The organism is Variovorax sp. LARHSF232 (assembly GCF_052871435.1).
In genome coordinates this window covers 696,950-718,409 of sequence record NZ_JBIXJS010000001.1, presented here as the reverse complement: position 1 = coordinate 718,409, position 21,460 = coordinate 696,950, and the positions used below count along the sequence as shown (strand labels likewise).

Sequence of the window (21,460 nt, the reverse complement as noted above, 5' to 3'; positions counted from 1 at the left end):
GCCCCAAGTATCCGCGCCTTCATTGATTGCTTCCAATCCAATTTGTCTGGTCTATTGATATGCTTGGCGAATGAGTCGGAGCATCGACCTGCGCGTCTGGCGCCAGTTCCTGGCGGTGGCGGAAGAACTGCACTTCGGCCGCGCCGCTGCGCGCCTGCACATGACGCAGCCGCCGGTGACGCAGGCCATCGCCCAGCTGGAGAAGACGCTGGGCGTGCTGCTGTTCGACCGCACACGCCGCCGCGTCGCCCTCACGCCGGCCGGCGAGGCGCTCGTGCCCGAGGTGCGCGAGCTGCTGGCCCGCGCCCAGGCGTTGCCGGCGCGCGCCCGCGCAGCGGCGGCGGGCGAAGTGGGGCGGGTCCGCCTGGCCTTTGTCTCCACCATCGGCTTCGAGCGCCTGCCGGCCTGGGTGCGCGACTTCCGCGCCGCCAGTCCGCAGGTCGCGCTGGAACTGGTGGAAGCCACCGGCGACGTGCAGCTGGAGGCTTTTGCGCGCGGCGAGATCGACGCCGGCCTGATGCTGCATTCGCCCGGCTTCGCGCCACCCGACCTGCAGCGCCTGCCGGTGGCCAGCGAGCCGCTGGTGCTGGCCGTGTCGGCGCAGCACCCCCTGGCGCGTGCCGAGAAGGTGGCGCTGGGCGATGTGCTGACCGAGCCGCTGGTGATCTTTCCGCGCCGCATCGTGCCTTCGCTGCACGACGCCATCTTCGGCCTCTACCATGCGGCCGGACGCACGCCTCGCGTGGCGCAGGAGGCGATCCAGATGCAGACCATTGTCAACCTGGTATGGGGCGGCCTGGGTGTGGCCTGGGTGCCGGAAAGCGTCACGCAGTTCCGGCGTGCCGGCGTGGTGTATCGCCGCGCGGCCGAGTTTGCTGCGCCGGTGGCGCGGCGGCGCGGACAGGGCAGCAAGCCGGCGACGCTGCCTTCTTGCGAGACCAGCCTGGTGTGGCCGGCAGAGGGCGACCAGCCGGCCCTGCAGCGCTTTGTCGATTTCGTGCGGGCCTCGGCGTCGCGAGAATCCGACGCTTCCGGCTGACAACGCTGCACCGCCCGCAGATTTGATTGGCTCCGGCGCCGGGCGCTCGCTAGGATCGCCCTTCACACCTGTTCATCCACGCCGAAAGGAGGCCTTCCATGACGACGATGCCCATGCCATTGCCGATCTCCATGCCCCCTCTTCGGCGGAGCGTGAACGCCTGAGGCCTCAAGCCCCCCGGCAGCGCCGGTCTCGTTTCACGCTTTCCGCCTGAGTTCAACGCGCTTCCGCGGCGTGTGCCGTGGCAGCTTGGCCACTCTTTTTTCTCAGGCAGACCATGAACAGTTCCTTGGATCGCCGCGCAGCGGTCGAATTGCAATTTTTTGATCCGGCCACGGCCACCGGCGCCGAATGGCAGCGTCTGCACGGCTACCGGCGCCAGCGGGCCGCGGAAGATGCGCCGGACGACCCGGTGATCAGCGACGCGGAATTCGAGACCGACCTGAAGACCCATCGGCCCTTGCACCAAAGCCAGCGGATCCTGGCCCTGCGCGATGACGCCATCGTCGGCAACCTGGTGCTCGGATTCAGGCGCCCCGGCTCGCCGGAAGCCGAGGACCATGCCGATCACATCGACGTCGGCGGCGGTGTGGCGGCAGCCCATCGGCGCCAGGGCGTTGGCCGGACGCTGGCTGCCGGCCTGGTCGATTTCATGGCCCTGCATGGCAAGTCGATCGCGACCGGCACGGTCCACTTGCCGCAAGGGCATCACTTCATGAAGATCGTCGGTGCGGCCTGCAACTTTCGGAAAGTGCAAAACCGGCTTCCCCTCTCGAACGTCGATTGGGATGCGCTTGGCCAGTGGGCGTCGTGGACGTTGTCGCGCGATCCGCGCACGGTCGGCCTGAGATGGGAGCTTCATGCCGGGCGCGTGCCGATGGACGTCCTCGCTCCACTGATGGGGCCACTGACGGTGCTGATCAACCAGCAACCGCTGGACACGCTGGACCAGCCGCGTATCCGCTACCAGCTCGAGGGCTACGAGACCTGGTACGCGGACATGGACCGCCGCGGCGGCGAGCATTTGATGGTGCTGCTGCGCGACGGCGACGAGTTGGCGGCGGTCTGCGACGCCAGCTGGGACCAGCGCTTTCCGGACCGGCTGCACCAGGCGCTCACGGCCGTTGCGGCGCCTTGGCGCGGCCTTGGGCTCGCCAAGGCCGTGAAGGCGCGCATGCTGCTGCTGGTGCAGCAACGACTGCCGCAAGTGCAGATGGTGAATACCTTCAATGCGCAGGCCAACGCGGCGATGCTGTCCATCAACCGGCGGCTCGGCTTCGCCGTGCACAAGGAGGAGGCGATCTACCAGATCACCCGCGAAAGGCTGTGCGCCTATCTGAGCCCAAAGGCCTTGGCACAATAGCCCGATGCTGATGTACCCACAGATCAACCCGGTTGCCCTGCAACTCGGGCCGATCGCCATCCACTGGTATGGCCTGACCTATCTCGCCGCCTTCGGGCTTTTCTATTTCCTGGCCACGCGGCGCCTTGCGCACGAGCCTTTCCGCTCGGTCAAGGCGCCCACGGTGTGGACGCGCAAGGACGTGGAAGACATCCTGTTCCTGGGCGTGATGGGCGTGGTCATCGGCGGGCGCCTGGGTTATTGCCTGTTCTACAAGCCGGGCTACTACCTCACGCATCCGCTGGAGATCTTCTTCGTCTGGCAGGGCGGCATGAGCTTTCATGGCGGCCTGCTGGGCGTGATCGGCGCCATGGTCTGGTATGCGCGCTCGCGTGCGCGGCCCTTCTGGCAGGTGATGGACTTTGTTGCGCCCTGCGTGCCCACCGGCCTGGCGGCGGGGCGCGTAGGCAACTTCATCAACGGCGAGCTGTGGGGGCGCTTCTCGAGCCCGGATCTGCCCTGGGGCATGGTGTTTCCGCAAAGCGGCTCGATGCTGCCGCGCCACCCTTCGCAGGTCTACCAGTTCCTGCTGGAAGGCCTGCTGCTTTTCGTGCTGCTGTGGCTCTATGCACGCAAGCCCCGGCTGGAACGCCGCGTGTCGGCGATGTTCCTGATCGGCTACGGGACCATGCGATTCATCGCCGAGTACTTCCGCGAGCCCGATGACTTCCTGGGCCTCCTGGCGCTCAACATGAGCATGGGCCAGTGGCTGTGCGTGCCGATGCTGGCCTTTGGCGCATGGCTCTACTGGAGCGCGGGGCGCAACGCGCCGGCCGCGCTGGCACAGCGCTGAGCTTTTTCAGCCGGGCGCCTGGGTCTCGAAATCCAGCGTGCGGCGGCTTTCGAAGCGGCGCGCCTGCCCGGTGATCGGATCGACAAAGGACACCGACTTGGCCAGCAGTTGCAGCGGCCGCGCGTAATCGTCGCTGCCGGCCGGGCGCAGCACCGGATAGAAGTCGTCGTGCAGGATCGGCATGCCCAGCGCCGCGCAATGCACGCGCAGCTGGTGCTTGCGGCCGGTCACCGGCGAGAGAAGCAGGCGCGCATGGCCGCCTTGCACTTCCAGCAGTTTCATGTGCGTCTCGGAGTTCGCCTCGCCGGGCGCCTCGCGCGTGCGCAGGAACGACGCGTCGTCCATCAGATGGCTGCGATGCACGCTGGGCACGATGGCGCCTTCTTGCCAGGGCACGATCGCTTCGTAGTGCTTGCGCACGGCGCGCTCGCGAAACAGGTTCTGGTAGCGGTCGCGTGTGGGTGGCTGCACTGAGAACAGCACCAGCCCGGCGGTCAGGCGGTCGATCCGGTGCATGGGTGCCAGGGTCTCGATGCCCAGCTTGCGCTTGAGCCGCACCAGCAGGCTGTGCTGAAGATAGCGGCCGGTTGGCACCACCGGCAGGAAATGCGGCTTGTCGGCCACCACCAGAAAATCGTCCTGGAACAGCACGCTTTCTTCGAAGGGGATGGCGTCCTCCTGCTCCAGCGCCCGGTAGTACCACAGCCGCAGGTGAGGGCGGTAGGCGTCGTCCGGGTCGATCGGCCCGCCCTCTGCGTCGACCACTTCGCCCACGCGCATGCGCGCACGCCAGTCCTCGCGCGTCACCAGCGGGAAGCGCTCGGCAAAGAAATCGCCGAAGCGGGCCCAGGGGCCGGCCGGCAGCGACACCCAGCTGGCGCTGACGCCGTCGCGCATCGGCAGCGGTGATATGGCGCGCACCCGGCGGCGTGGTTTTGGGGGCAAGGGCTTGCCAGATGCATTCGTCCTTTTCATAATTACGCGTAATTATCGAAAATTTCCAGTTCGTGGCGCCGATGCCGTCATTGGCAAGGCGCCTTGCAAGGAGTCGAGCGAAGGCCGGATTTCAACATGCGCGTGGTCCATAACTCCCTTCACGACGAGGTCGCCGCCAGTCTGCGCGAGGAAATCTTCGCCGGCCGCCTGGCGCCGGGCAGCTTCGTCGACGAGGCGGCGCTGTGCACCCGGCTGGAGATCTCGCGCACGCCGCTGCGCGAAGCGCTGAAGGTGCTCACCGCCGAAGGCCTGCTGCGCCACGAACCGCGGCGCGGCTGCTTTGTCAGCGAAGTCACCCAGCGCGACCTGGACGAAATCTTTCCGGTGATCGCGCTGCTCGAGGGCCGTTGCGCCTTCGAGGCGGCGCGCAATGCCAACGACGCCGACATCGCCGCGCTGGAGGTGCTGCACGACAAGCTGGAGCGGCATGCCAAGGCACACCGCATCAACGAGTACTACGCCGCCAATTTCGCCATTCACGAAGCCATCATCCTGCTGGCCGATAACCGCTGGCTGGCCCAGGTCATTGGCGATCTGCGCAAGATACTGAAATTGGCGCGCCTGCAGCAGCTGCGTGCGCCAGGCCGGCTGGAGCAGAGCCTGTCGGAGCACCTGGCGGTGTTTGCCGCACTGAAGGCACGCGACAGCGAGGGCGCGGAAGCCGCGATGCGCACCCACCTGAACCGACAACGCGAGGCGCTGCGTGCCGTGGCGCTCTTGCAGACCACGAGGATTGCAACCACATGAACAGCACCACCCTCCTGCGCATGGCGCCCGGCATGCGCGCCACTTCCTCCGCCTCTTCCGCCGACGCCAAGCCGGCCGAGCGCTCGCTGGATGTGCGCATGGCCGCCACCCTGCGCCGCTTTGGCGAAGGCCTGTCGCCGCGCGCGTTGCGCCGGGCCCTGGCCGACCTGCAGGCGGTGGTCGATTCGCGCATCAGCGAGGTGGAGGCCGGCCGCCGAGCCGCTGCCGTGGCGCAGTGGTACGCGGGCCTGGACGCCGGCGAGCGGCGCGATGTCTGGCTTTTGATGAGCGAGCGCTTCGCCCCCGACGCCAAGAAGATCCAGGCCGCACGCGAGCACTACGACGCCGTGGTCGAAGGCGCCGAAGCGGGGCACGCCGAAGTTCACCTGCGCCGTGCCCTGGTGTCGCCGCGCGCGCGCCTGCTGCAGCGCTTCGCGGTGGGCGAGCCCGGCCTTCGCTTCCTGATCGACCTGCGCGCCGAGCTGCTGCCGCACCTCAAGGGCGATTCGCGCCTGGTCGCGCTGGAGGCCGAGCTGGAGCACCTTTTTTCCACCTGGTTCGACGTCGCCTTTCTCGACCTGCGGCGCATCAGCTGGGACTCGCCCGCCTCGCTCATCGAAAAGCTGATTCGTTACGAGGCGGTGCATGACATCCGCAGCTGGGCCGACGTGAAGAACCGGCTCGACAGCGACCGCCGCTGCTACGGCTTCTTCCACCCGCGCATGCCCGGCGAGCCGCTGATCTTCGTCGAGGTGGCGCTGGTCGACCACATCAGCGACGGCATCACGCCGCTGCTGGACGAGGCCGCCGCGGTGGGCGACATTGCGCGCGCCACCACCGCCATCTTCTATTCGATCAGCAACACCCAGACCGGCCTGCGCGGCGTGAGCTTCGGCGATTCGCTGATCAAGCGGGTGGTCGAGACCCTGAGCGCGGAGTTTCCCAAGCTCAAGGTCTTTGCCACGCTCTCGCCGATCCCGGGCTTTCGCAGCTGGCTGGGCAAGCATGCGGGCGAGCTGCTCGACGGGCTGGACGAGAAACGCAGCACCGAGCTGGCACGCGCCCTGGGCGTCGACAAGCCCGCGCCGGCCGACCTGATGCATGCGGCAGAGCAGGCCCTGGCGCTGGAGGCCAAATCGCCGGTGCGCCAGCTGCTGCTGCGCGCCGCCGCCCGCTACCTGGGGCGCGAATTGCCCGATGGCCAGGCGGCCGATCCGGTGGCACGCTTTCACCTGGGCAACGGCGCGCGGGTGGAGCGGCTCAACTGGGCCGGCGACCCGTCGGCCAAGGGCCTCAAGCAGTCCTTCGGCCTCATGGTGAACTACCTGTACGACCTGAAGCGGCTGGACAAGCACCGCGCCCTGCTGGCGCAGGGGCGGGTGCCCGTCTCGCGCGAGATCGATGGTCTGCGCGCCTGATTCTTTTCTTCGACGACTTCCGACTAAAAAAGACTGGAGACACAAGCAATGAACAGCACCATTCATCGACGCGAAATTCTTCTCGGGGCCGCGGGGCTCGCGGCCTGGCCCCTCGCAGGCCTGGCGCAGTCGCCCTGGCCGGCCAAGCCGGTGACCCTGGTCGTGCCTTTTCCGGCCGGCGGCGGCACCGACGCCTTCGCGCGGCCCCTGTCGGCCCAGTTCTCCAAGGTGACGGGCAAGACCCTGGTGGTGGACAACCGCGGCGGCGCCGGCGGCACGCTGGGCGCGAGCATCGCGTCCAAGGCGCAGCCTGACGGCTACACGCTGTTCATGGGTGCTGTGCACCATGCCATCGCGCCCTCGATGTACCCCAAGCTGGACTACGACATCGAGAAGGACTTCATCCCGCTGATGCTGCTGGCCAATGTGCCGCAGGTATTGGTGGTGAATCCCAAGCGCGTCACCGCCAACAACTTCAAGGACTTCCTGGCCTACGTGAAGGCCAATCCCGGCAAGCTCAACTACGCCTCGGCCGGTGCCGGCACCTCGCACCACCTGGCGGGCGAGCTGTTCAAGCAGCAGACGGGCACCTTCATCACCCACATTCCCTACCGCGGCGCCGGGCCCGCGCTGCAGGACCTGATCGCGGGCAACGTCGATTGCATGTTCGACGGCCTGGGCTCCTCGGCGCAGCACATCAAGGCCGGCCGCATCAAGGCGCTGATGGTGTCTGGCAAGAGCCGCAACCCGGCCTTCCCGGACGTGCCCTGCGCGGCCGAGGTGGGCCTGCCCGACTACACCGTCACCACCTGGTATGGCTTGTGGACACCCAAGGGCACGCCGGCCGACGTGCAGGCACGCATCATCGAGGACATGAAGAAGTCGCTGGCGGGCGACGAGATCAAGGCAATCTGGGCCAACAACGGCGCCGAGATCCCCACGATCACGCAGGCGCAGTTCTCCGCTTTCGTCGGCACCGAGGTCAAGCGCTGGGCGGCCGTCGTCAAGTCGTCGGGGGCCGTGCTGGAGTGAAGCTGGCTGCACCTGCACCTGAAATCCGCGTGGAGCGCGAGGGCGCCCTGGCCTTCGTGACGCTGTCCAATCCGGCGCGCCTGAACGCCATGACGCGCGCCATGTGGCTGCAACTGCGCGCGGCCTTCGACGCGCTCAACGCCGACGGCGAGCTTCGCTGCGTGCTGATCCGGGGCGAGGCCGGCGCCTTCTGCGCTGGCGGTGACATCTCCGAATATCCGTCCTTCCGCTTCGACGAGGGGACGCTGGCCAACTTCCACGAAGCGGAGGTCTGGGGCGCACTGCAGGCGCTGCTCGATTGCCCGGTGCCGCTGGTGGCGCAGATCGAGGGCGCCTGCATGGGCGCCGGCCTGGAGATCGCCAGCTGCTGCGACATCCGCCTGGCCGGCAGTGCCTGCCGCTTCGGCGCGCCCATTGCCAAGCTGGGCTTTCCGATGGCGCCGCGCGAGGCCGCACTGGTGCGTGGCGCCGTCGGCGACGTGTTGGCGCGCGACATGCTCTTTTGCGCCGGCGTGCATTCGGCCGAGCGCCTGTACGACGCCGGCTTCCTGCTGCGCGTGCTGCCCGATGGCGACGTGGCCGGCGAGGCCCTGACCAGCGCCCAACGCATCCTCGAACTCGCGCCAATTGCGGCGCGCGCGAACAAGCGCAGTTTTGCCGCGCTGCAGGCTGCGCAGGTACCGCCCGGACTGCTGGCCGATGCCTACCGCTACGCCGGCGTGGCCGAACACCGCGAGGGCATCGCCGCCTTTCTGGAAAAGCGCGTTCCCAATTTTTGAGCTTGATTGACGATGAAGACCAACGCCAACCTGTACGCAGCCCTGCGCGCCGCCTTTCCCGCCGACCTCGACGCCGTCGCGGTCGAGACCGACAACGGCCTCCACTATTCCTGGCGCGACCTCGAGCGCGCCAGCGCCATGATCGCCAACCTGCTGGACAGCCTGAAGCTGGAGCCCGGCGCACGCGTCGCGGTGCAGGTGGAAAAGTCGGTCGAAGCCATGATGCTGTATCTGGCCACCTTGCGCGCGGGCTACGTCTTCCTGCCGCTCAACACCGCCTACCAGAGCGCCGAGATCGACTACTTCATCGGCAACGCCGAGCCGGCGGTGGTGGTGTGTTCCAGCCATAACGAGCCGTGGGTGCGCAAGATTGCGCAGGCCGCCGGCACGCGCCATGTCTTCACCCTGGACGACAACCGCAGCGGCAGCCTGCTGGAAGCGGCCGCGCGCTGCAGCGACCGGCACGCGGTAGCCAGCAGGGGCGCCGACGACCTCGCCGCGATCCTCTACACCAGCGGCACCACGGGCCGCAGCAAGGGCGCCATGCTGACGCACGGCAACCTGCTGTCCAACGCGCGGGTACTCAAGGACTGCTGGGGCTGGCGCAAGGGCGACGTGCTGATCCACGCGCTGCCGATCTTCCACGTGCACGGGCTCTTCGTGGCCATGCATGGCGCGCTGCTCAACGGCAGCAAGATGATCTGGTTTTCCAGGTTCGATCCTAAGAAGACCGTGGCGCGGCTGCCCGATGCCACCGTCTTCATGGGCGTGCCCACGCTCTACGTGCGCATGCTGGCCGAGCCGGCGCTGAACAAGTCGGCCGTGCGCAACATGCGCCTTTTCGTCTCGGGCTCGGCGCCGCTTCTGATCGAGACCTTCAACGAATGGCGCGAGCGCACCGGCCACACCATCCTGGAGCGCTACGGCATGAGCGAGACGGTGATGCTCACCTCCAACCCCTACGACCCGGCCCAGGGCGAGCGGCGCGGCGGCACCGTGGGCTTTGTCTTGCCCGGCGTGCAGCTGCGCGTGCGGGACGACGAGGGGCGCGACCTGGGCGCCGGCGAGATCGGCGGCATCCAGGTCAAGGGCCCCAACGTGTTTGCGGGCTACTGGCGCATGCCGGAGAAGACGAATGAAGAGTTCACCGCCGACGGCTTCTTCAAGACCGGCGACGTGGGCAAGGTGGATGCGCGCGGCTACATCAGCATCGTCGGACGCAGCAAGGACCTGATCATCAGCGGCGGCTACAACGTCTACCCGGCCGAGATCGAGGGCTACATCAACGAGCTGCCCGGCGTGGCCGAAAGCGCCCTGGTGGGCGCCCCGCATCCGGATTTCGGCGAAGTGGGAGTGGCGCTGGTCACGCTCAAGGCGGGCGCCAGGCTGGACGCCGATGCCATCCTGGCCGAGCTCAAGTCCAAGCTCGCCAACTTCAAGATTCCCAAGCGCTGCTTCGTGCTGGAAGAACTGCCGCGCAACACCATGGGCAAGGTGCAGAAGGCCCTGCTGCGCGACCAGTACAAAAATCTCTTCCTGAACTGAAATTTGCTTTTGGGAGTACCAGTCCCACACCGCGGAACCGGCTTCGCCGGGCCGCAGGTGAGGTCCCCTCCTCGGGAGGTGGCGAATTACACGCAGCGAAGCGAAGTGAAAAGCCGGGAGGCGGTCATTTGACCAAGAGGACTGAGACCTTGCTCTCGGCCACCACCTTGGTCGCCACCGAGCCCATCAAGGCACGGCCGAACAGGCCGTGGCCATGCGTGCCCATCACGATCAGGCCGGCGCCGTTGTGGGTGGCCGACTCGATGATCTCCTCGGCCGCGTGGCCGTGGCGCGCGTCGACCTTGTAGTTGGCAATGCCGCGGTCGGCCAGCAGCGTCTTCAGCGGTTCGATCACCTTGGTCTGCTCTTCGGTGTAGTAGTCCTGCACCACATCCTTGCTGACGTGGCGCGCCACGTGGCCAGGAATGCCCGGGCAGACGTGCACCAGGATCAGGTCCTGGCCGTCCACGAACATGCCGCGGTTGGCGGCCACGTAGTCGATGGCCTTGGTGGTGTAGGCGCTGCCGTCGACGGCAAGAATGATCTTCATGAGTACCTCTCGTTGTCTGAAGTTGCGGTGCAGGCGGCGTGCGCGCCGTGCATCCCGATGGTACTCAGTGCCCCGTCAAACCCTTCCAAAGCATGTAGGCGCCAAGGACATAGAGAATGCTGGCGAACACGCGCTTGAGCCTTTTCACCGGCAGGGCGTGCGCCGCCTTCGCGCCCAGCGGCGCGGTGAACACGCTGCACAGCGCGATCACGGCCAGCGCGGGCAGCCAGATGTAGCCGAAGGCGCCGGGCGGCAGACCGGTGGCGCTGCTGCCGCTGGCGATGTAGCCGACCACGTTGGCCACCGCAATCGGAAAGCCCAGGGCCGCGCTGGTGGCCACCGCGTTGTGGATGGCCACGTTGCACCAGGTCATGAAGGGCACGCTGATGAAGCCGCCGCCCGCGCCCACCAGGCCCGAGAGAAAACCGATGAGGCCGCCCGCCGCCAGCTGGCCGGCGCTGCCGGGCATCTGGCGCGAGGGCGCCGGCTTCTTGTCGAGGAACATCTGGGTGGCCGAGAAGGCGACGAAGAGGGCAAAGAAGATCGCCAGCCAGTGGCCCTTGAGCAGCGCAAACACGCCCATGCTGCCCGCCAGGCTGCCCAGCACGATGCCGGGCGCCAGGCGGCGTGCGCTGTCCCAGCGCACCATGCCGTGCCGATGGTGCGCGCGCACGCTGGAGATGGAGGTGAAGATGATGGTGGCCATCGAGGTGGCGATCGCCATCTTCACCGCCAGCCCCGAAGCCACCCCACGCTCGCTCAGGATGATGGTGAGAAATGGCACCATCACCATGCCGCCGCCGATGCCCAAAAGCCCCGCCAGGAAGCCCGTGCCGATGCCCAGCAGGGCAAGTTCGAGGACGAGAAGCGGTTCGATCGACATCAGCTGGAGGCTTTCGGACAGGACAAAAGAAACGGCCCCGGAAGTCGGGGCCGTTGCTCGGAATCAGTGTGAATCAGGGTGAACGACCCGGGTATTTTACCGGGTGAACCGAGGGTTTGCCCGAGGTCGATGCAAGGCATGGAAAAGCCGCCCGCAAGGAGGCAAAAAGCCTCCGCGAAGGGAGGCTTTTTTCAAGGGAAAAAGGTGTCTGCGAATGCCGCTGGACCGTCATCCTGAACGCAGGGTTCAGGTGGGCGAGGGCAGCAGGGCTTCGGGTTCATCTGACGCGAGATGATCACGCCCGCCAAGCAATTTACCAAGCCCGGGCTCCATAGAGCATTGGTTCAAGGAAATATAAAGCCCAACGCGCACCGCAGACAGATGCGATTTTACGCGCCTCGGTGTGACGCTCCCGCGAATATTTCCTACAGCAGGTGGCCGTCGCCGGCGAGCGCCTGGTCCAGGCGCTGCACCAGTTGCGTCAATCGCGGATCGGTGGCTTCGTTGCTCGATACCGGCGCCGGCGCTTGGGCATCGTTGGCCGGGGCCGCCTTGGCCTTTTCCACTTGCCCCAGGTCGAAAGCCAGGTTCAGCGCAGCCAGCACCGCGATGCGGTCGCGCGCCTTCACCTTGCCGGCGTCGCGGATCTTGCACATGGCGGAATCCACACGGTCCACGGCTTCGCGCAGTTGCGGCTCTCCGCCTTCGGGACAGCCAAGCACGTAGCTCTGTCCCATGATCTGTACGTCAATGTGCTTCATGCCTGATGCGCGTCATTCGAAGAAGAGGAAGAGGGCTCGTCCAGCGGCAGCTTCTCGAGCACCGCGTCCAGCCGTGCCCGGGCCGCGGACAGGCGCGACTTGAGGGCGTCGCGCTCGCGCGTCAATACCTCGACCTGTTCCTGCAACAGCGCATTGGTGCGTTGCACCTCTTCGTGGCGAACCAGAAGGCGCTCGACTCGCTCGGCGATCTGGTCGATGGGGCTGGCGGCGGACATGGTTTTGATTGTAGGGGGCGATGCGCACCGTCAACCGGCGCGCACGCGCTCGGCGGCGGCGCGCCCGGCCAGCATGGAAAGCGCGCCGAGCGCCAGCATCGCCGCGGTCAGCGCGAGGATCACCCTGCCCACGCCCCATGGCGCGGCGAAGGCGCCCACTGCCAGCCCGGCCAGCGGCTGTGCGAGGTTGTTGAGCAAGGCCATCACGCCGGTCGTCTTGCCGTAGTCGGACGCCGGAATGATGCGCTGGCGGCTGCTGCGCATGTAGATGCTGAACATCTTGTCGAAGCCGATCACCAGCAGGAAGCCGAGCGCGTAGCCCCATGCGGCGGTGCTCACTGCGGTGAGCAGGCCGCCCAGCGCAATCAGCATGAATCCGGCCAGGCCGAGCCGGTGCGCCGGGATGCGCGTGTGGGCGATGCCCATGAGGATCAGCACCGTTGCGGTGGCGCCGGCGGTCTGCAGCGCGCCGTACCAGGCGGTCGATTGCGCGTGCAGGCCGGTGACCAGCGCCGCCGAACTGGCCAAGGTCACACCGACGACGAGATTCACGCCGGCCGCCTGGATCACGAGCCTGCGCAGCCCCGGCAGGCGGATCAGATGCGCCGCTGCCGCCACCAGGTCGCCGACCAGGTGCTTGCCGCGATGGCCGGCGTGCGGGCCCAGGTCATCAGCGCGCAAGCCCCGTCGCCAGTAGCTTGCGGCGGCATCGGCCAGCAGGAAGATCGCCGCCGTGCCGCCCACCACCGCCTGCCAGGGTCCCCACGCCAGCAGCAGCGCGGCCAGCACGGGCCCGAGCACCGCGCCCGACTGGTCGGCGGTTTGCGAATAGGCCAGCACTTTTTCGAAGCGGTGCTGGTGGAAGGCGCGCGGCAGGATCACCTCTTGCGCCATCAGGCCCTGGGTCGTCAGCACGCCGCAGATGGCGGACGCGGCGATCAGCCAACCCACGCCGCCGAAGGCATGGCCCAGCAGTGCGCCCGCCACGCACACCGCGCCGCGCCAGAGCTGGCTCCAGCGCATCAGGCGCACCGGCGAGACGCGGTCGCACAGCGCGCCGCAAACGGGAAAGGACAGGAAGCGCGGGAAGGTTTCCAGCGCGAAGGCCAGGCCCGACCAGCCCACGTCCTGCGTCGTCTGGAACACCACCAGCGGAACCAGGAACAAGAGGATCTGGTCGGCAATCTTGGACAGGAACAGCGACGCAAGAAAGGCCTGGAAATTCGCCGGCGCCGGGCGCGGCTCCTGCAGCTCGCCAGGAGCCATGGGCATCGACACGTCGTGATCCTTTCGCGCGGCCGAAGCTGCCCGCATCGCGCAATCGTACGATGAAAGCAAGGGGCCACGGCAAGGCCATGCGTGGGCGCATCGCTAGAATCGCGCCCGTTGGTGCTCGCGCCGTGGTTCACGCGGCGCAGTTCAACGGGAAGCAGGAGCTCCCCGCCGTCCACACGGCGACGCCCGCCTGCGCTGCCCCCGCAACGGTCAAACAGCCGGAAGCCGCGAGTTTTTTTCTTGCGCCTCTCCACTTTCATCATTCAGCCACTGGGCGCCCTGAAACAGGTGCCTGGGAAGGCGATGAGAGCTGCGCTGCCAGCCCGGATACCGGCCAACGACGCGGCTGCCGAGCCTCAAGCCCGGCGGCCATATGCCCAAGTGCCGGCGGGGAAGCCGGCGACGGGTAGTTCTCCGTGAGTGTTTCAACCATCATGCCCACCTGCGAATCCAACGCGTGCTTTCAGACACGTGCGTCCACGCTTGCCCTGGCCCTTGCCGCCGCGCTGCCAGTCCACGCTCAATCCACCACCGGCGCCCTGGCCGAAACTGTGGTCACCGCCACCCGAACGCCGACCCGCGCGGACCAGTTGTTGTCCGACGTCGTGGTGATCGAGCGCGAGCAGATCGAGCAGCTCAACGACCGCACGCTGCCGGAGATTTTGGCGCGCACGGCCGGCGTGCAGATGACCGCCAATGGCGGCTCGGGCAAGAACAGCGGCGTGTTCATCCGGGGTACGGATGCGCGCCACACCATCCTCCTGATCGACGGCGTGCGCTACGGCTCGGCCACCGCGGGCACACCGATCTGGGACAACATCCCGGTCGACATGATCGAGCGCATCGAAGTGGTCAAGGGGCCGGCGTCGGCGCTGTACGGCAGCGATGGCGTGGGTGGCGTCGTGCAGGTGTTCATGCGCAAGGCCAAGCCCGGCGAGCCGGCGTTCCAACCGCGCGCTTCGGTCACCGTCGGCAGCGACAGCTATGCCCAGGGCTCAGCCGGTTTCAGTGGCGCCGCCGACGCCTTCACCTATTCGCTCGACGTGCAGAAGACGCGAGACAAGGGCTTCTCTTCGACCAACCAGAAGGTGCCGTTCGGCAATTTCAACCCCGACCGCGACCCCTACTACCAGGACGCGGCGAACCTCTCGCTCGGCTTCCAGATCAACCCCGACTGGAAGATCGACGGCGGCGTTCTGTACTCCGCCGGCGAGAACCACTTCGACGACGGCCCGGGCCGCGACACCTGGAGCAAGCTGCGCACCGAGACCGGCTACGTCGGCGTGCGCGGCAAGGTCATGTCCAACTGGACGACGCAGCTGCGCGCTTCGCGCGCCACGGACAAGTCGAACGCGGTGGTGGCCACGCCCTTCAACCTGCCGGGCGTCTTCGAGACGACCCAGGACCAGTACACCTGGCAGAACGACATCGCAACACCGATCGGCACCGTCGTGGCTGGCCTGGAGAGCCTGCACCAGAGTGTGAACAGCAGCACCGCCTACACGGTCGACAGCCGCACCATCAACTCGGGATTCGTCGGCCTGAACGGCAACGCCGGCGCGCACAGCTGGCAGGTCAATCTGCGGCGCGACGACAACTCGCAGTTCGGCGGCGAAAACACCTGGTTCGCCGGCTACGGCTACCGCATCACGCAGAACTGGCGTGTCAACGGCTCCTACGGCACCAGCTTCGTCGCGCCGTCCTTCAACCAGTTGTATTTCCCGGGCTTCAGCAATCCGGCATTGCAGCCGGAAGAGGGCAAGAACGCCGAACTGGGTGTCCAGTGGACCGAGGGCGCGCACAGCGTGAAGCTGGTGGGCTACGACAACAAGATCCGCGGCTTCATCACCAACACCACGCTCCCGCAGAACATCCCGCGCGCCCGCATCCAGGGCGCGACGCTGAGCTACGACGGCACTGTCGATGCGCTCGGCCTGCATGCAAGCTACGACTACCTCGACCCACGCAACGAGATCACGGACAAGCTGCTGCCGCGCCGCGCGCAGAACCAGGCGAACCTCGGTATCGACTACACGGTCGGGTCCTGGAAGATGGGCGCCACGGCGCTGTACGTCGGCACGCGCTATGACGATGTGGCCAATTCCGCGAACCGGAAGCTCGATGCCTACACGACGATCGACCTGTTCGCCGAGTACAAGATCACGCCCGCCTGGGCCGTGCAGGCCCGCGTCGCGAATCTCACGGACGAGACCTACGAGACCGCCTATGGCTACAACCAGCGCGGGCTGGCCGGCTACCTGACGGTGAAGTGGGCGCCGCGCTGATGTCGGCAGGCCGCGAGCTGATCTTGGGCGGCCAGAAGAGCGGCAAGTCGCGGCGTGGCGAGTCGCTCGCCGGCGACTGGCTCGCCCAGTCGCCGGCGCACCGCGCAGTCCTGATCGCCACCGGCCAGGCTCACGACGAGGAAATGCGCGAGCGCATTGCCCGCCACCGCGCCGACCGGATGGCGCGAGCGCCGCGCCTCGAAACCGTGGAAGAGCCGATCGACGTCGCCGGCGCGCTGCGTGCGCTCGACTCTCCGCAGACGCTGTTGGTCGTCGACTGCCTCACACTCTGGCTCACCAACGTACTGATGCCCGCCATGCAGCAAACCCAGGCCACTTCTTCCTTCGATGCGAGCGCGCAGACCGACGCACTGCTGGCTGCGCTCGCCGACGCGCGTGGCCCGGTGGTGCTGATCGGCAACGAGATCGGGCTGGGGGTGATCCCGCTGGGCCGCGAGGTGCGTGCCTTCGTCGACGCGCTGGGCCTGCTCAACCAGCGCGTGGCGGCCGCCTGCGAGCGCGTTACTCTGATGGCGGCCGGGCTGCCGCTCGCCCTGAAGGGGGCTCCCCGGTGAGTTGGCGCGGCCTGTGCCTTGCGGCGCTGCTCGGATGGGTCGGCACCGCCTTCGCGGCCAGCCTGAGCGATGACCGCGGAGTCGAGATCAGCCTGCCGCAGCCGCCGCAGCGCATCGTCTCGCTGCTGCCCTCGCTCACGGAGACGGTGTGCGCGCTGCAGGCCTGCGACCGCCTGGTCGGGGTCGACACCTTCTCCAACTGGCCGGCCTCGGTGCAGTCGCTGCCGCATCTGGGCGGGCTGGAGGATGCCAACGTCGAGGCCATCGTCGCACTCAAGCCGGATCTGGTGCTGCTGGCCAAGTCGGCGCGCGTGACGCCGCGGCTGGAGGGCCTGGGCCTGCGGGTCATGGCGCTGGAGCCCAAGTCGATGAAGGATGTGGAGCGCGTGCTTGGCAAGCTCGGCCAGGCGCTTGGCCGCGAGGCACAGGCACAGGCGCTTTGGCGGCAGCTCGACACCGGTGTGGATCACGTTGCCGCCGCGCTGCCGGCCGGCGCGCGCGGCAAGCGCGTGTACTTCGAGGTCAACAACGGGCCCTATGCTGCCGGCGAGGCCTCCTTCATCGGCGAGACGCTGCTGCGGCTCGGGGCGAAGAACATCGTGCCCGCGGCGCTCGGTCCCTTTCCCAAGCTCAACCCTGAATTCGTGGTGCGCGCGGACCCGCAGCTCATCATGGTGGGCGACCGCAATGCCTCGGCGTTGTCCGGCCGTCCGGGCTGGCAGGCAATCGAGGCGGTGCGGACGAACCGCGTCTGCGTCTTCAGCGCCGCCGAAGGAGATGTGCTGGTGCGGCCAGGGCCGCGCATGGTCGAAGCGGCGCAGATCATGGCCAACTGCCTCAAGGACCGGTTCAAATGACCAAGGCGGGCCTTGCGCTCGGGCTGCTGGCCGTCGGCATCGTGCTGGCTACGCTCGGCCTGTGCATCGGCAGCACCGGTTTCGAGAGCCTGCGCCTGGTTGCCAGCGATGCGGCAGCGCTGCAGATCGTGCGCGACATCCGCTTGCCGCGCACGCTCGGCGCCTGGCTGGCCGGTGCCCTGCTGGGCCTTGGCGGCGCGCTGGCGCAGGGGTTGTTCCGCAATCCGCTGGCCGACCCCTACCTGTTGGGCAGCTCCTCGGGTGCCCACTTCGGTGTCTCGCTGTTGCTGGTGGCGCTGGGTGCCTCGCCGGCAGCCGGCGGATGGGCCGCGCGCCTGGGCCTGACGGGCGCCGCCTTCCTCGGCGCGGTGCTGGCGGTGCTGATCACCCTGGGGCTGGCGCGCGGCGTGCAGCAGACGCTGCGTCTGTTGCTGGCCGGCGTGGTGGTCGGCATGGTGCTCGGGGCCGCCGGGTCGCTGGTCGTGCTGTGGGTGCCCGACATCATGCGTGCCATGCAGGCCTTCATGCTCGGCACCACCGGCTTCCTCGGGTGGGAGAGCGTCGGTCTCATGGGCGCGGCGCTGGCGTTGTGCCTGCTGCCTTCGATCGGTTTCGCGCGCGCGCTCGACGCGCTCACGCTGGGCGAGGCCAGCGCACGCAGCCTGGGCCTGGCGCTGCCCTGGGTGCGAATGGCGCTGATCGCGGCGCTGGCGCTTGCCACCGGCGCGGCCGTGGCGCAGGTCGGACTGGTGGCCTTCGTTGGCCTGGTGGCGCCGCACCTGGTGCGTGCCTTGATCAAGCCGACGCATGGCTGGCTGGTGCTGCTGGCGTCGCTGATGGGAGGCGCGTTGCTGCTCGCCGCCGACGTGGTGGCGCGCTGGCTGCTGGCGCCGCAGGAACTGCCGGTGGGTGTGGTGACGGCCGTGCTGGGCGGCGGCTACCTCTTGTGGCTGATGCACAGGAGGCGGCTGTGAGCGCCGAACGGCCCGCGCTGTCCGCACAGGACCTGCAGGTGAGGCTGGGCGGGCGCCTGATCGTCGACGTTCCCGCGCTGGCCCTGCCAAGCGGACGCTGGACGGCTGTCGTCGGCCCCAACGGAGCGGGCAAGACCACGCTGCTCAAAGCACTGGCGCACCTGCTGCCCGCACACGGCCAAGTGCAGCTGAACGGGCGCGATATTCAGCAATGGCCCGGCAAGGCACGTGCGCGCGCGATGGCCTGGCTGGGCCAGAGCGAGCCGGGCGCCGACGACCTGCTGGCCCACGACGTGGCGATGCTGGGGCGCCTGCCGCACCAGCCCTGGCTGGGCGCGCCGAGCGCCGAGGACCGGGCGGCGGTGGAGCGCGCGATGCGCCAGACCCAGTGCTGGGACTGGCGCGAACGGCCGCTCGGGCAACTGTCCGGCGGTGAGCGCCAGCGCGTGCTGCTGGCGCGCGCGCTGGCGGTGGAAGCGCAAGTGCTGCTGATGGACGAACCCCTGGCCAATCTCGATGCGCCGCACCAGGCCGATTGGCTGCTGACCGTGCGTGCGCTGGTCGCGGCCGGTCGCACGGTGGTGAGCGTGCTGCATGAGCTTGGCATGGCACTGCAGGCCGATGAACTGCTGGTGCTCGAGCGCGGCCGTGTGGTGCACCAGGGGCCAAGCACTGACCCGTCGAGCCACGCGGCGCTGCGCGCCGTGTTCGAGCATCGCATCGCCTTGCACCAGGTGGCCGGCCAGTGGGTCGTGCTGCCGCATTGAAACGAGAATTACGGAAACCGACCATGCAGATTGAAACGCCCCCCACCGAGAAGCCGTACGAAAAGCCGGAAGGCGAGCGCCGGGGCCTTTTGATCATCAATACCGGCGACGGCAAGGGCAAGAGCACGGCGGCCTTCGGCCTGGCGCTACGCGCCCATGGACGCGGCAAGGCGGTGAAGATCTTTCAGTTCATGAAGGTGCCGAGTGCCCGCTTCGGCGAGCACCGCATGTTCGAGCAGATCGGCATCCCGATCGAAGGGCTGGGTGACGGCTTCAGCTGGAAGAGCCAGGACCTGGAGCGGTCGGCGCAACTGGCGCGCGACGGCTGGGCGCGGGCGGCTGCCGCCATCGCATCGGGCGAGCATTTTCTGGTGGTGCTGGATGAGATCACCTATCCGCTGATCTACGGCTGGCTGCCGCTCGAGGACGTGCTGCGTGTGCTGCGCGATCGTCCCCGCGAAGTGCACGTGGTGCTGACCGGCCGCCGCGCGCCGCCGGAGCTGGTCGCGCTGGCCGACACCGTCACCGAGATGCAGATGGTCAAGCACGCCTTCCAGGCCGGCATCCCGGCGCAACGCGGCATCGAAGATTGATGCGCTCCGACCCGGCCCTGGTCGGCATCGCCGCGCTGTGGCTGGCGCTGCTGCTCGACCGCCTCTTCGGCGAGCCGCCGGCGCGTTGGCATCCTGTCGTGTGGATGGGCCACTACCTGGGCTGGATGGGGCGGCACATCGCGCCGCATGACGAGACGCCGCTGGGCGCCGATTTCAAGCGCTTCTTTGCCGGTGTGCTGGCGTGGTGCCTGGGCGCCGGCACGGTGGCGGGGCTGGCGCTGCTCGTGCAATGGGCGGCAGAGGCGCTGCCGATGTGGGCGGCGGCAGCACTGATGGGCGTGGCCCTCAAGCCGCTGCTGTCCTGGCGCATGCTGCGGCGCGAAGTGCTGGCCGTGGAGCAGGCCCTGGCCCAGTCGCTGGAGGCCGGCCGCGACCGGCTGGGGCATCTGGTCAGCCGCGACGTGACGCGCCTGGATGAAAGCCTCGTGCGCGAAAGCGCCATCGAATCGCTGGCCGAGAACCTCAACGATTCGCTGGTGGCGCCGCTGTTCTGGTTTGCCGTCGCCGGCCTGCCGGGCGCCGCGCTCTACCGCTTTGCCAACACGGCCGATGCCATGTGGGGCTACCGCGGCGTGCGCGGCGGCCGGGTCTGGGAATGGGCTGGCAAATTCGCGGCGCGGGCCGACGATGTGCTGTCGTGGATTCCGGCGCGCATCACCGCCGCGCTGCTGGCGCTGGCGGCCCTGCGCTGGCCGCGGGGCCTCTGCAAGGAAGCGCGGCGCACCCCTTCTCCCAACAGCGGCTGGCCGATGGGCGCCATGGCACTGCTGCTGGATGTGCGGCTGGGCAAGCCCGATTTCTATGTGCTGCATCGCGAGGGCCGGGAGGCGCAGCCCTACGACATCGGGCGTGCCTTGTGGCTGGGCTCGCGCGTGGTGGCGCTGGCCGGCGCGCTGGTCACGGCCGCGTTGCTGCTCCAGTGACCGGGGCCGGAGTTGCAATGACAGCGCCGCATGCCGCGCACGGCGGGCCCGATGCGCAGGGCACGCCGCTGCACGATTTCTCCACCAACGCCAATGCCTGCGGTCCCTGTCCACAGGCATTGGCCGCGCTGGCACGGACCGATGCCGCGCACTATCCCGACCCGGCCTATGGCGCACTGCGCGAGCGCCTCGCGGCCTTCCATGGCGTGCGTCCGGCGCAGGTTCACCTGGCGGCCAGCGCCAGTGAATTCATCGTGCGCATGACGGCCGCCGTTGCGCGCCAGGGCGGGCAGGGCGTTCATGTGCCGCTGCCCGGTTATGCCGACTACGCGCGGGCGGCGCAGGCCCTGGGCTTGAGGCGAGCGGCGGCGGCGGCCGATGCGCAGCTGGTCTGGCATGGCGATCCCGCCAGCCCCACCGGGCAATCGGCGCCAGCGCCGCAGCTTGCGCCGGGCGCCGTGGGCGTGCTCGACGCCGCCTATGCACCGCTGCGCCTGGGCGGCGAGGCCGCGGCGTGCGACGGCTACTGGCAGCTGTGGACGCCCAACAAGGCGCTGGGCCTGACGGGCGTGCGCGCCGCTTACGCCCTGGCACCGCCGGCGCACGACGAGGCGCTGGCCCGGACCCTGGAGGCACTGATGCCGTCCTGGCCCATCGGCGCCCATGGTGTCGCGCTGCTGCAAAGTTGGACCGAGCCCGAAGTCCAGCAATGGCTGGCGAGCTGCCTGCCGGTGCTGCGCGCGTGGAAGCTGCGCCAACTGGCCGTGTGCGAATCGCTGGGTTGGCGCTGCCTGCCTGGCGATGCCAGCTTCTTCTGCGCCGAGCCTGTCACCGTGCGCAATCTGCCTTCTCTGTTGGCGCACCTGCGCACGACGCGCGGCATCAAGCTGCGCGATACCACTTCGCTGGGCCTGGCCGGCCATGTGCGGCTCAACGTGATGCCGCCGGCATCGCAGGACGCGCTGCACGAGGCCGTCCTCGTGCATAGGCCCTAGTCCGTTTGCCGTGT

The 21,460-nt window shown here is 68.3% G+C and carries 22 protein-coding genes, 1 other RNA gene and 1 riboswitch; of the genes, 16 read left to right on the top strand and 7 right to left on the bottom strand.

Annotation, left to right across the window (positions count from 1 at the left end; translation table 11 throughout):
* Nucleotides 1-70: 70 nt before the first annotated feature.
* The 3 genes from ACIPRI_RS03485 to lgt all read left to right on the top strand — a co-directional run bounded on the left by ACIPRI_RS03485 (nt 71) and on the right by lgt (nt 3,234).
* Nucleotides 71-1,039, top strand: coding sequence for a LysR family transcriptional regulator (locus ACIPRI_RS03485; protein ID WP_446588532.1), 969 nt, complete (start codon nt 71-73; stop codon nt 1,037-1,039).
* Nucleotides 1,040-1,316: 277 nt separating this feature from the next.
* A complete protein-coding gene (locus ACIPRI_RS03480) occupies nt 1,317-2,402 on the top strand; it encodes a GNAT family N-acetyltransferase (protein ID WP_446588530.1) in 1,086 nt (361 codons plus the stop codon).
* A 4-nt stretch (nt 2,403-2,406) separates the two neighbouring features.
* On the top strand, nt 2,407-3,234 hold the full coding sequence (gene lgt, locus ACIPRI_RS03475) for a prolipoprotein diacylglyceryl transferase (RefSeq protein WP_446588528.1): 828 nt from the start codon (nt 2,407-2,409) through the stop codon (nt 3,232-3,234).
* Between the two features lie 6 nt (nt 3,235-3,240).
* Here lgt and ACIPRI_RS03470 read toward each other — a convergent pair whose 3' ends face one another.
* Entirely contained in the window at nt 3,241-4,131 is an 891-nt protein-coding gene (locus ACIPRI_RS03470; RefSeq protein WP_446620371.1) for a pseudouridine synthase, read from the bottom strand.
* Nucleotides 4,132-4,305: 174 nt separating this feature from the next.
* Here ACIPRI_RS03470 and ACIPRI_RS03465 point away from each other — a divergent pair, with 174 nt between their 5' ends.
* Genes ACIPRI_RS03465 through ACIPRI_RS03445 form a run of 5 tightly spaced genes read left to right on the top strand, consistent with a single transcriptional unit; the run spans nt 4,306 to nt 9,751 of the window.
* Complete coding sequence (locus ACIPRI_RS03465) at nt 4,306-4,977, top strand: GntR family transcriptional regulator (protein WP_446588525.1); 672 nt, start codon at nt 4,306-4,308, stop codon at nt 4,975-4,977.
* Nucleotides 4,974-6,395, top strand: coding sequence for a malonyl-CoA decarboxylase (locus tag ACIPRI_RS03460; RefSeq protein ID WP_446588523.1), 1,422 nt, complete (start codon nt 4,974-4,976; stop codon nt 6,393-6,395). The genes ACIPRI_RS03465 and ACIPRI_RS03460 overlap by 4 nt, the downstream gene beginning before the upstream one ends.
* Before the next feature lie 48 nt (nt 6,396-6,443).
* Complete coding sequence (locus ACIPRI_RS03455) at nt 6,444-7,427, top strand: Bug family tripartite tricarboxylate transporter substrate binding protein (RefSeq protein ID WP_446588521.1); 984 nt, start codon at nt 6,444-6,446, stop codon at nt 7,425-7,427.
* Nucleotides 7,424-8,206 carry an enoyl-CoA hydratase/isomerase family protein gene (locus ACIPRI_RS03450; protein WP_446588519.1) on the top strand — a complete coding sequence of 261 codons (783 nt, stop codon included), beginning with the start codon at nt 7,424-7,426 and terminating at the stop codon, nt 8,204-8,206. Before ACIPRI_RS03455 ends, ACIPRI_RS03450 begins: the two co-directional genes overlap by 4 nt.
* A gap of 12 nt (nt 8,207-8,218) precedes the next feature.
* Entirely contained in the window at nt 8,219-9,751 is a 1,533-nt protein-coding gene (locus tag ACIPRI_RS03445; RefSeq protein ID WP_446588517.1) for a malonate--CoA ligase, read from the top strand.
* 124 nt (nt 9,752-9,875) lie between these two features.
* Here the strand turns inward: ACIPRI_RS03445 and ACIPRI_RS03440 are convergent, their stop codons facing one another.
* The 6 genes from ACIPRI_RS03440 to ACIPRI_RS03415 all read right to left on the bottom strand — a co-directional run bounded on the left by ACIPRI_RS03440 (nt 9,876) and on the right by ACIPRI_RS03415 (nt 13,453).
* Nucleotides 9,876-10,301 (bottom strand): universal stress protein, encoded by a 426-nt coding sequence (locus ACIPRI_RS03440; RefSeq protein WP_446588515.1) that lies wholly within the window; start codon nt 10,299-10,301, stop codon nt 9,876-9,878.
* Nucleotides 10,302-10,365: 64 nt separating this feature from the next.
* Complete coding sequence (locus tag ACIPRI_RS03435) at nt 10,366-11,184, bottom strand: sulfite exporter TauE/SafE family protein (RefSeq protein ID WP_446588513.1); 819 nt, start codon at nt 11,182-11,184, stop codon at nt 10,366-10,368.
* Between the two features lie 201 nt (nt 11,185-11,385).
* Nucleotides 11,386-11,567, bottom strand: a non-coding RNA gene (ssrS, locus tag ACIPRI_RS03430) — 6S RNA.
* A 42-nt stretch (nt 11,568-11,609) separates the two neighbouring features.
* On the bottom strand, nt 11,610-11,945 hold the full coding sequence (locus tag ACIPRI_RS03425; protein WP_446588511.1) for a cell division protein ZapA: 336 nt from the start codon (nt 11,943-11,945) through the stop codon (nt 11,610-11,612).
* Nucleotides 11,942-12,181: a DUF904 domain-containing protein gene (locus ACIPRI_RS03420; RefSeq protein ID WP_446588509.1), complete on the bottom strand. Its 240-nt coding sequence runs from the start codon at nt 12,179-12,181 to the stop codon at nt 11,942-11,944. The genes ACIPRI_RS03425 and ACIPRI_RS03420 overlap by 4 nt, the downstream gene beginning before the upstream one ends.
* Before the next feature lie 30 nt (nt 12,182-12,211).
* The gene (locus tag ACIPRI_RS03415) at nt 12,212-13,453 is read right to left on the bottom strand and encodes an MFS transporter (RefSeq protein ID WP_446588507.1); all 1,242 of its coding nucleotides are present in this window, start codon (nt 13,451-13,453) and stop codon (nt 12,212-12,214) included.
* A gap of 99 nt (nt 13,454-13,552) precedes the next feature.
* Nucleotides 13,553-13,809: riboswitch (cobalamin riboswitch) on the top strand.
* Nucleotides 13,810-13,872: 63 nt separating this feature from the next.
* Here ACIPRI_RS03415 and ACIPRI_RS03410 point away from each other — a divergent pair.
* From ACIPRI_RS03410 to ACIPRI_RS03375, 8 genes are read left to right on the top strand one after another with little or no spacing between them, the layout of a single operon-like run.
* Entirely contained in the window at nt 13,873-15,741 is a 1,869-nt protein-coding gene (locus ACIPRI_RS03410; protein WP_446588505.1) for a TonB-dependent receptor domain-containing protein, read from the top strand.
* A complete protein-coding gene (locus tag ACIPRI_RS03405) occupies nt 15,741-16,316 on the top strand; it encodes a bifunctional adenosylcobinamide kinase/adenosylcobinamide-phosphate guanylyltransferase (protein WP_446620370.1) in 576 nt (191 codons plus the stop codon). Before ACIPRI_RS03410 ends, ACIPRI_RS03405 begins: the two co-directional genes overlap by 1 nt.
* Entirely contained in the window at nt 16,313-17,173 is an 861-nt protein-coding gene (locus tag ACIPRI_RS03400) for an ABC transporter substrate-binding protein (protein WP_446588503.1), read from the top strand. The genes ACIPRI_RS03405 and ACIPRI_RS03400 overlap by 4 nt, the downstream gene beginning before the upstream one ends.
* Entirely contained in the window at nt 17,170-18,147 is a 978-nt protein-coding gene (locus tag ACIPRI_RS03395) for a FecCD family ABC transporter permease (protein ID WP_446588500.1), read from the top strand. The genes ACIPRI_RS03400 and ACIPRI_RS03395 overlap by 4 nt, the downstream gene beginning before the upstream one ends.
* A complete protein-coding gene (locus ACIPRI_RS03390; protein ID WP_446588498.1) occupies nt 18,144-18,914 on the top strand; it encodes an ABC transporter ATP-binding protein in 771 nt (256 codons plus the stop codon). The genes ACIPRI_RS03395 and ACIPRI_RS03390 overlap by 4 nt, the downstream gene beginning before the upstream one ends.
* Nucleotides 18,915-18,937: 23 nt before the next feature.
* A complete protein-coding gene (gene cobO / locus ACIPRI_RS03385; RefSeq protein ID WP_446588496.1) occupies nt 18,938-19,507 on the top strand; it encodes a cob(I)yrinic acid a,c-diamide adenosyltransferase in 570 nt (189 codons plus the stop codon).
* Nucleotides 19,507-20,451 carry an adenosylcobinamide-phosphate synthase CbiB gene (gene cbiB / locus ACIPRI_RS03380; protein ID WP_446588494.1) on the top strand — a complete coding sequence of 315 codons (945 nt, stop codon included), beginning with the start codon at nt 19,507-19,509 and terminating at the stop codon, nt 20,449-20,451. Before cobO ends, cbiB begins: the two co-directional genes overlap by 1 nt.
* Before the next feature lie 17 nt (nt 20,452-20,468).
* Nucleotides 20,469-21,446 carry an aminotransferase class I/II-fold pyridoxal phosphate-dependent enzyme gene (locus tag ACIPRI_RS03375; RefSeq protein ID WP_446588492.1) on the top strand — a complete coding sequence of 326 codons (978 nt, stop codon included), beginning with the start codon at nt 20,469-20,471 and terminating at the stop codon, nt 21,444-21,446.
* Nucleotides 21,447-21,460 lie beyond the last annotated feature (14 nt).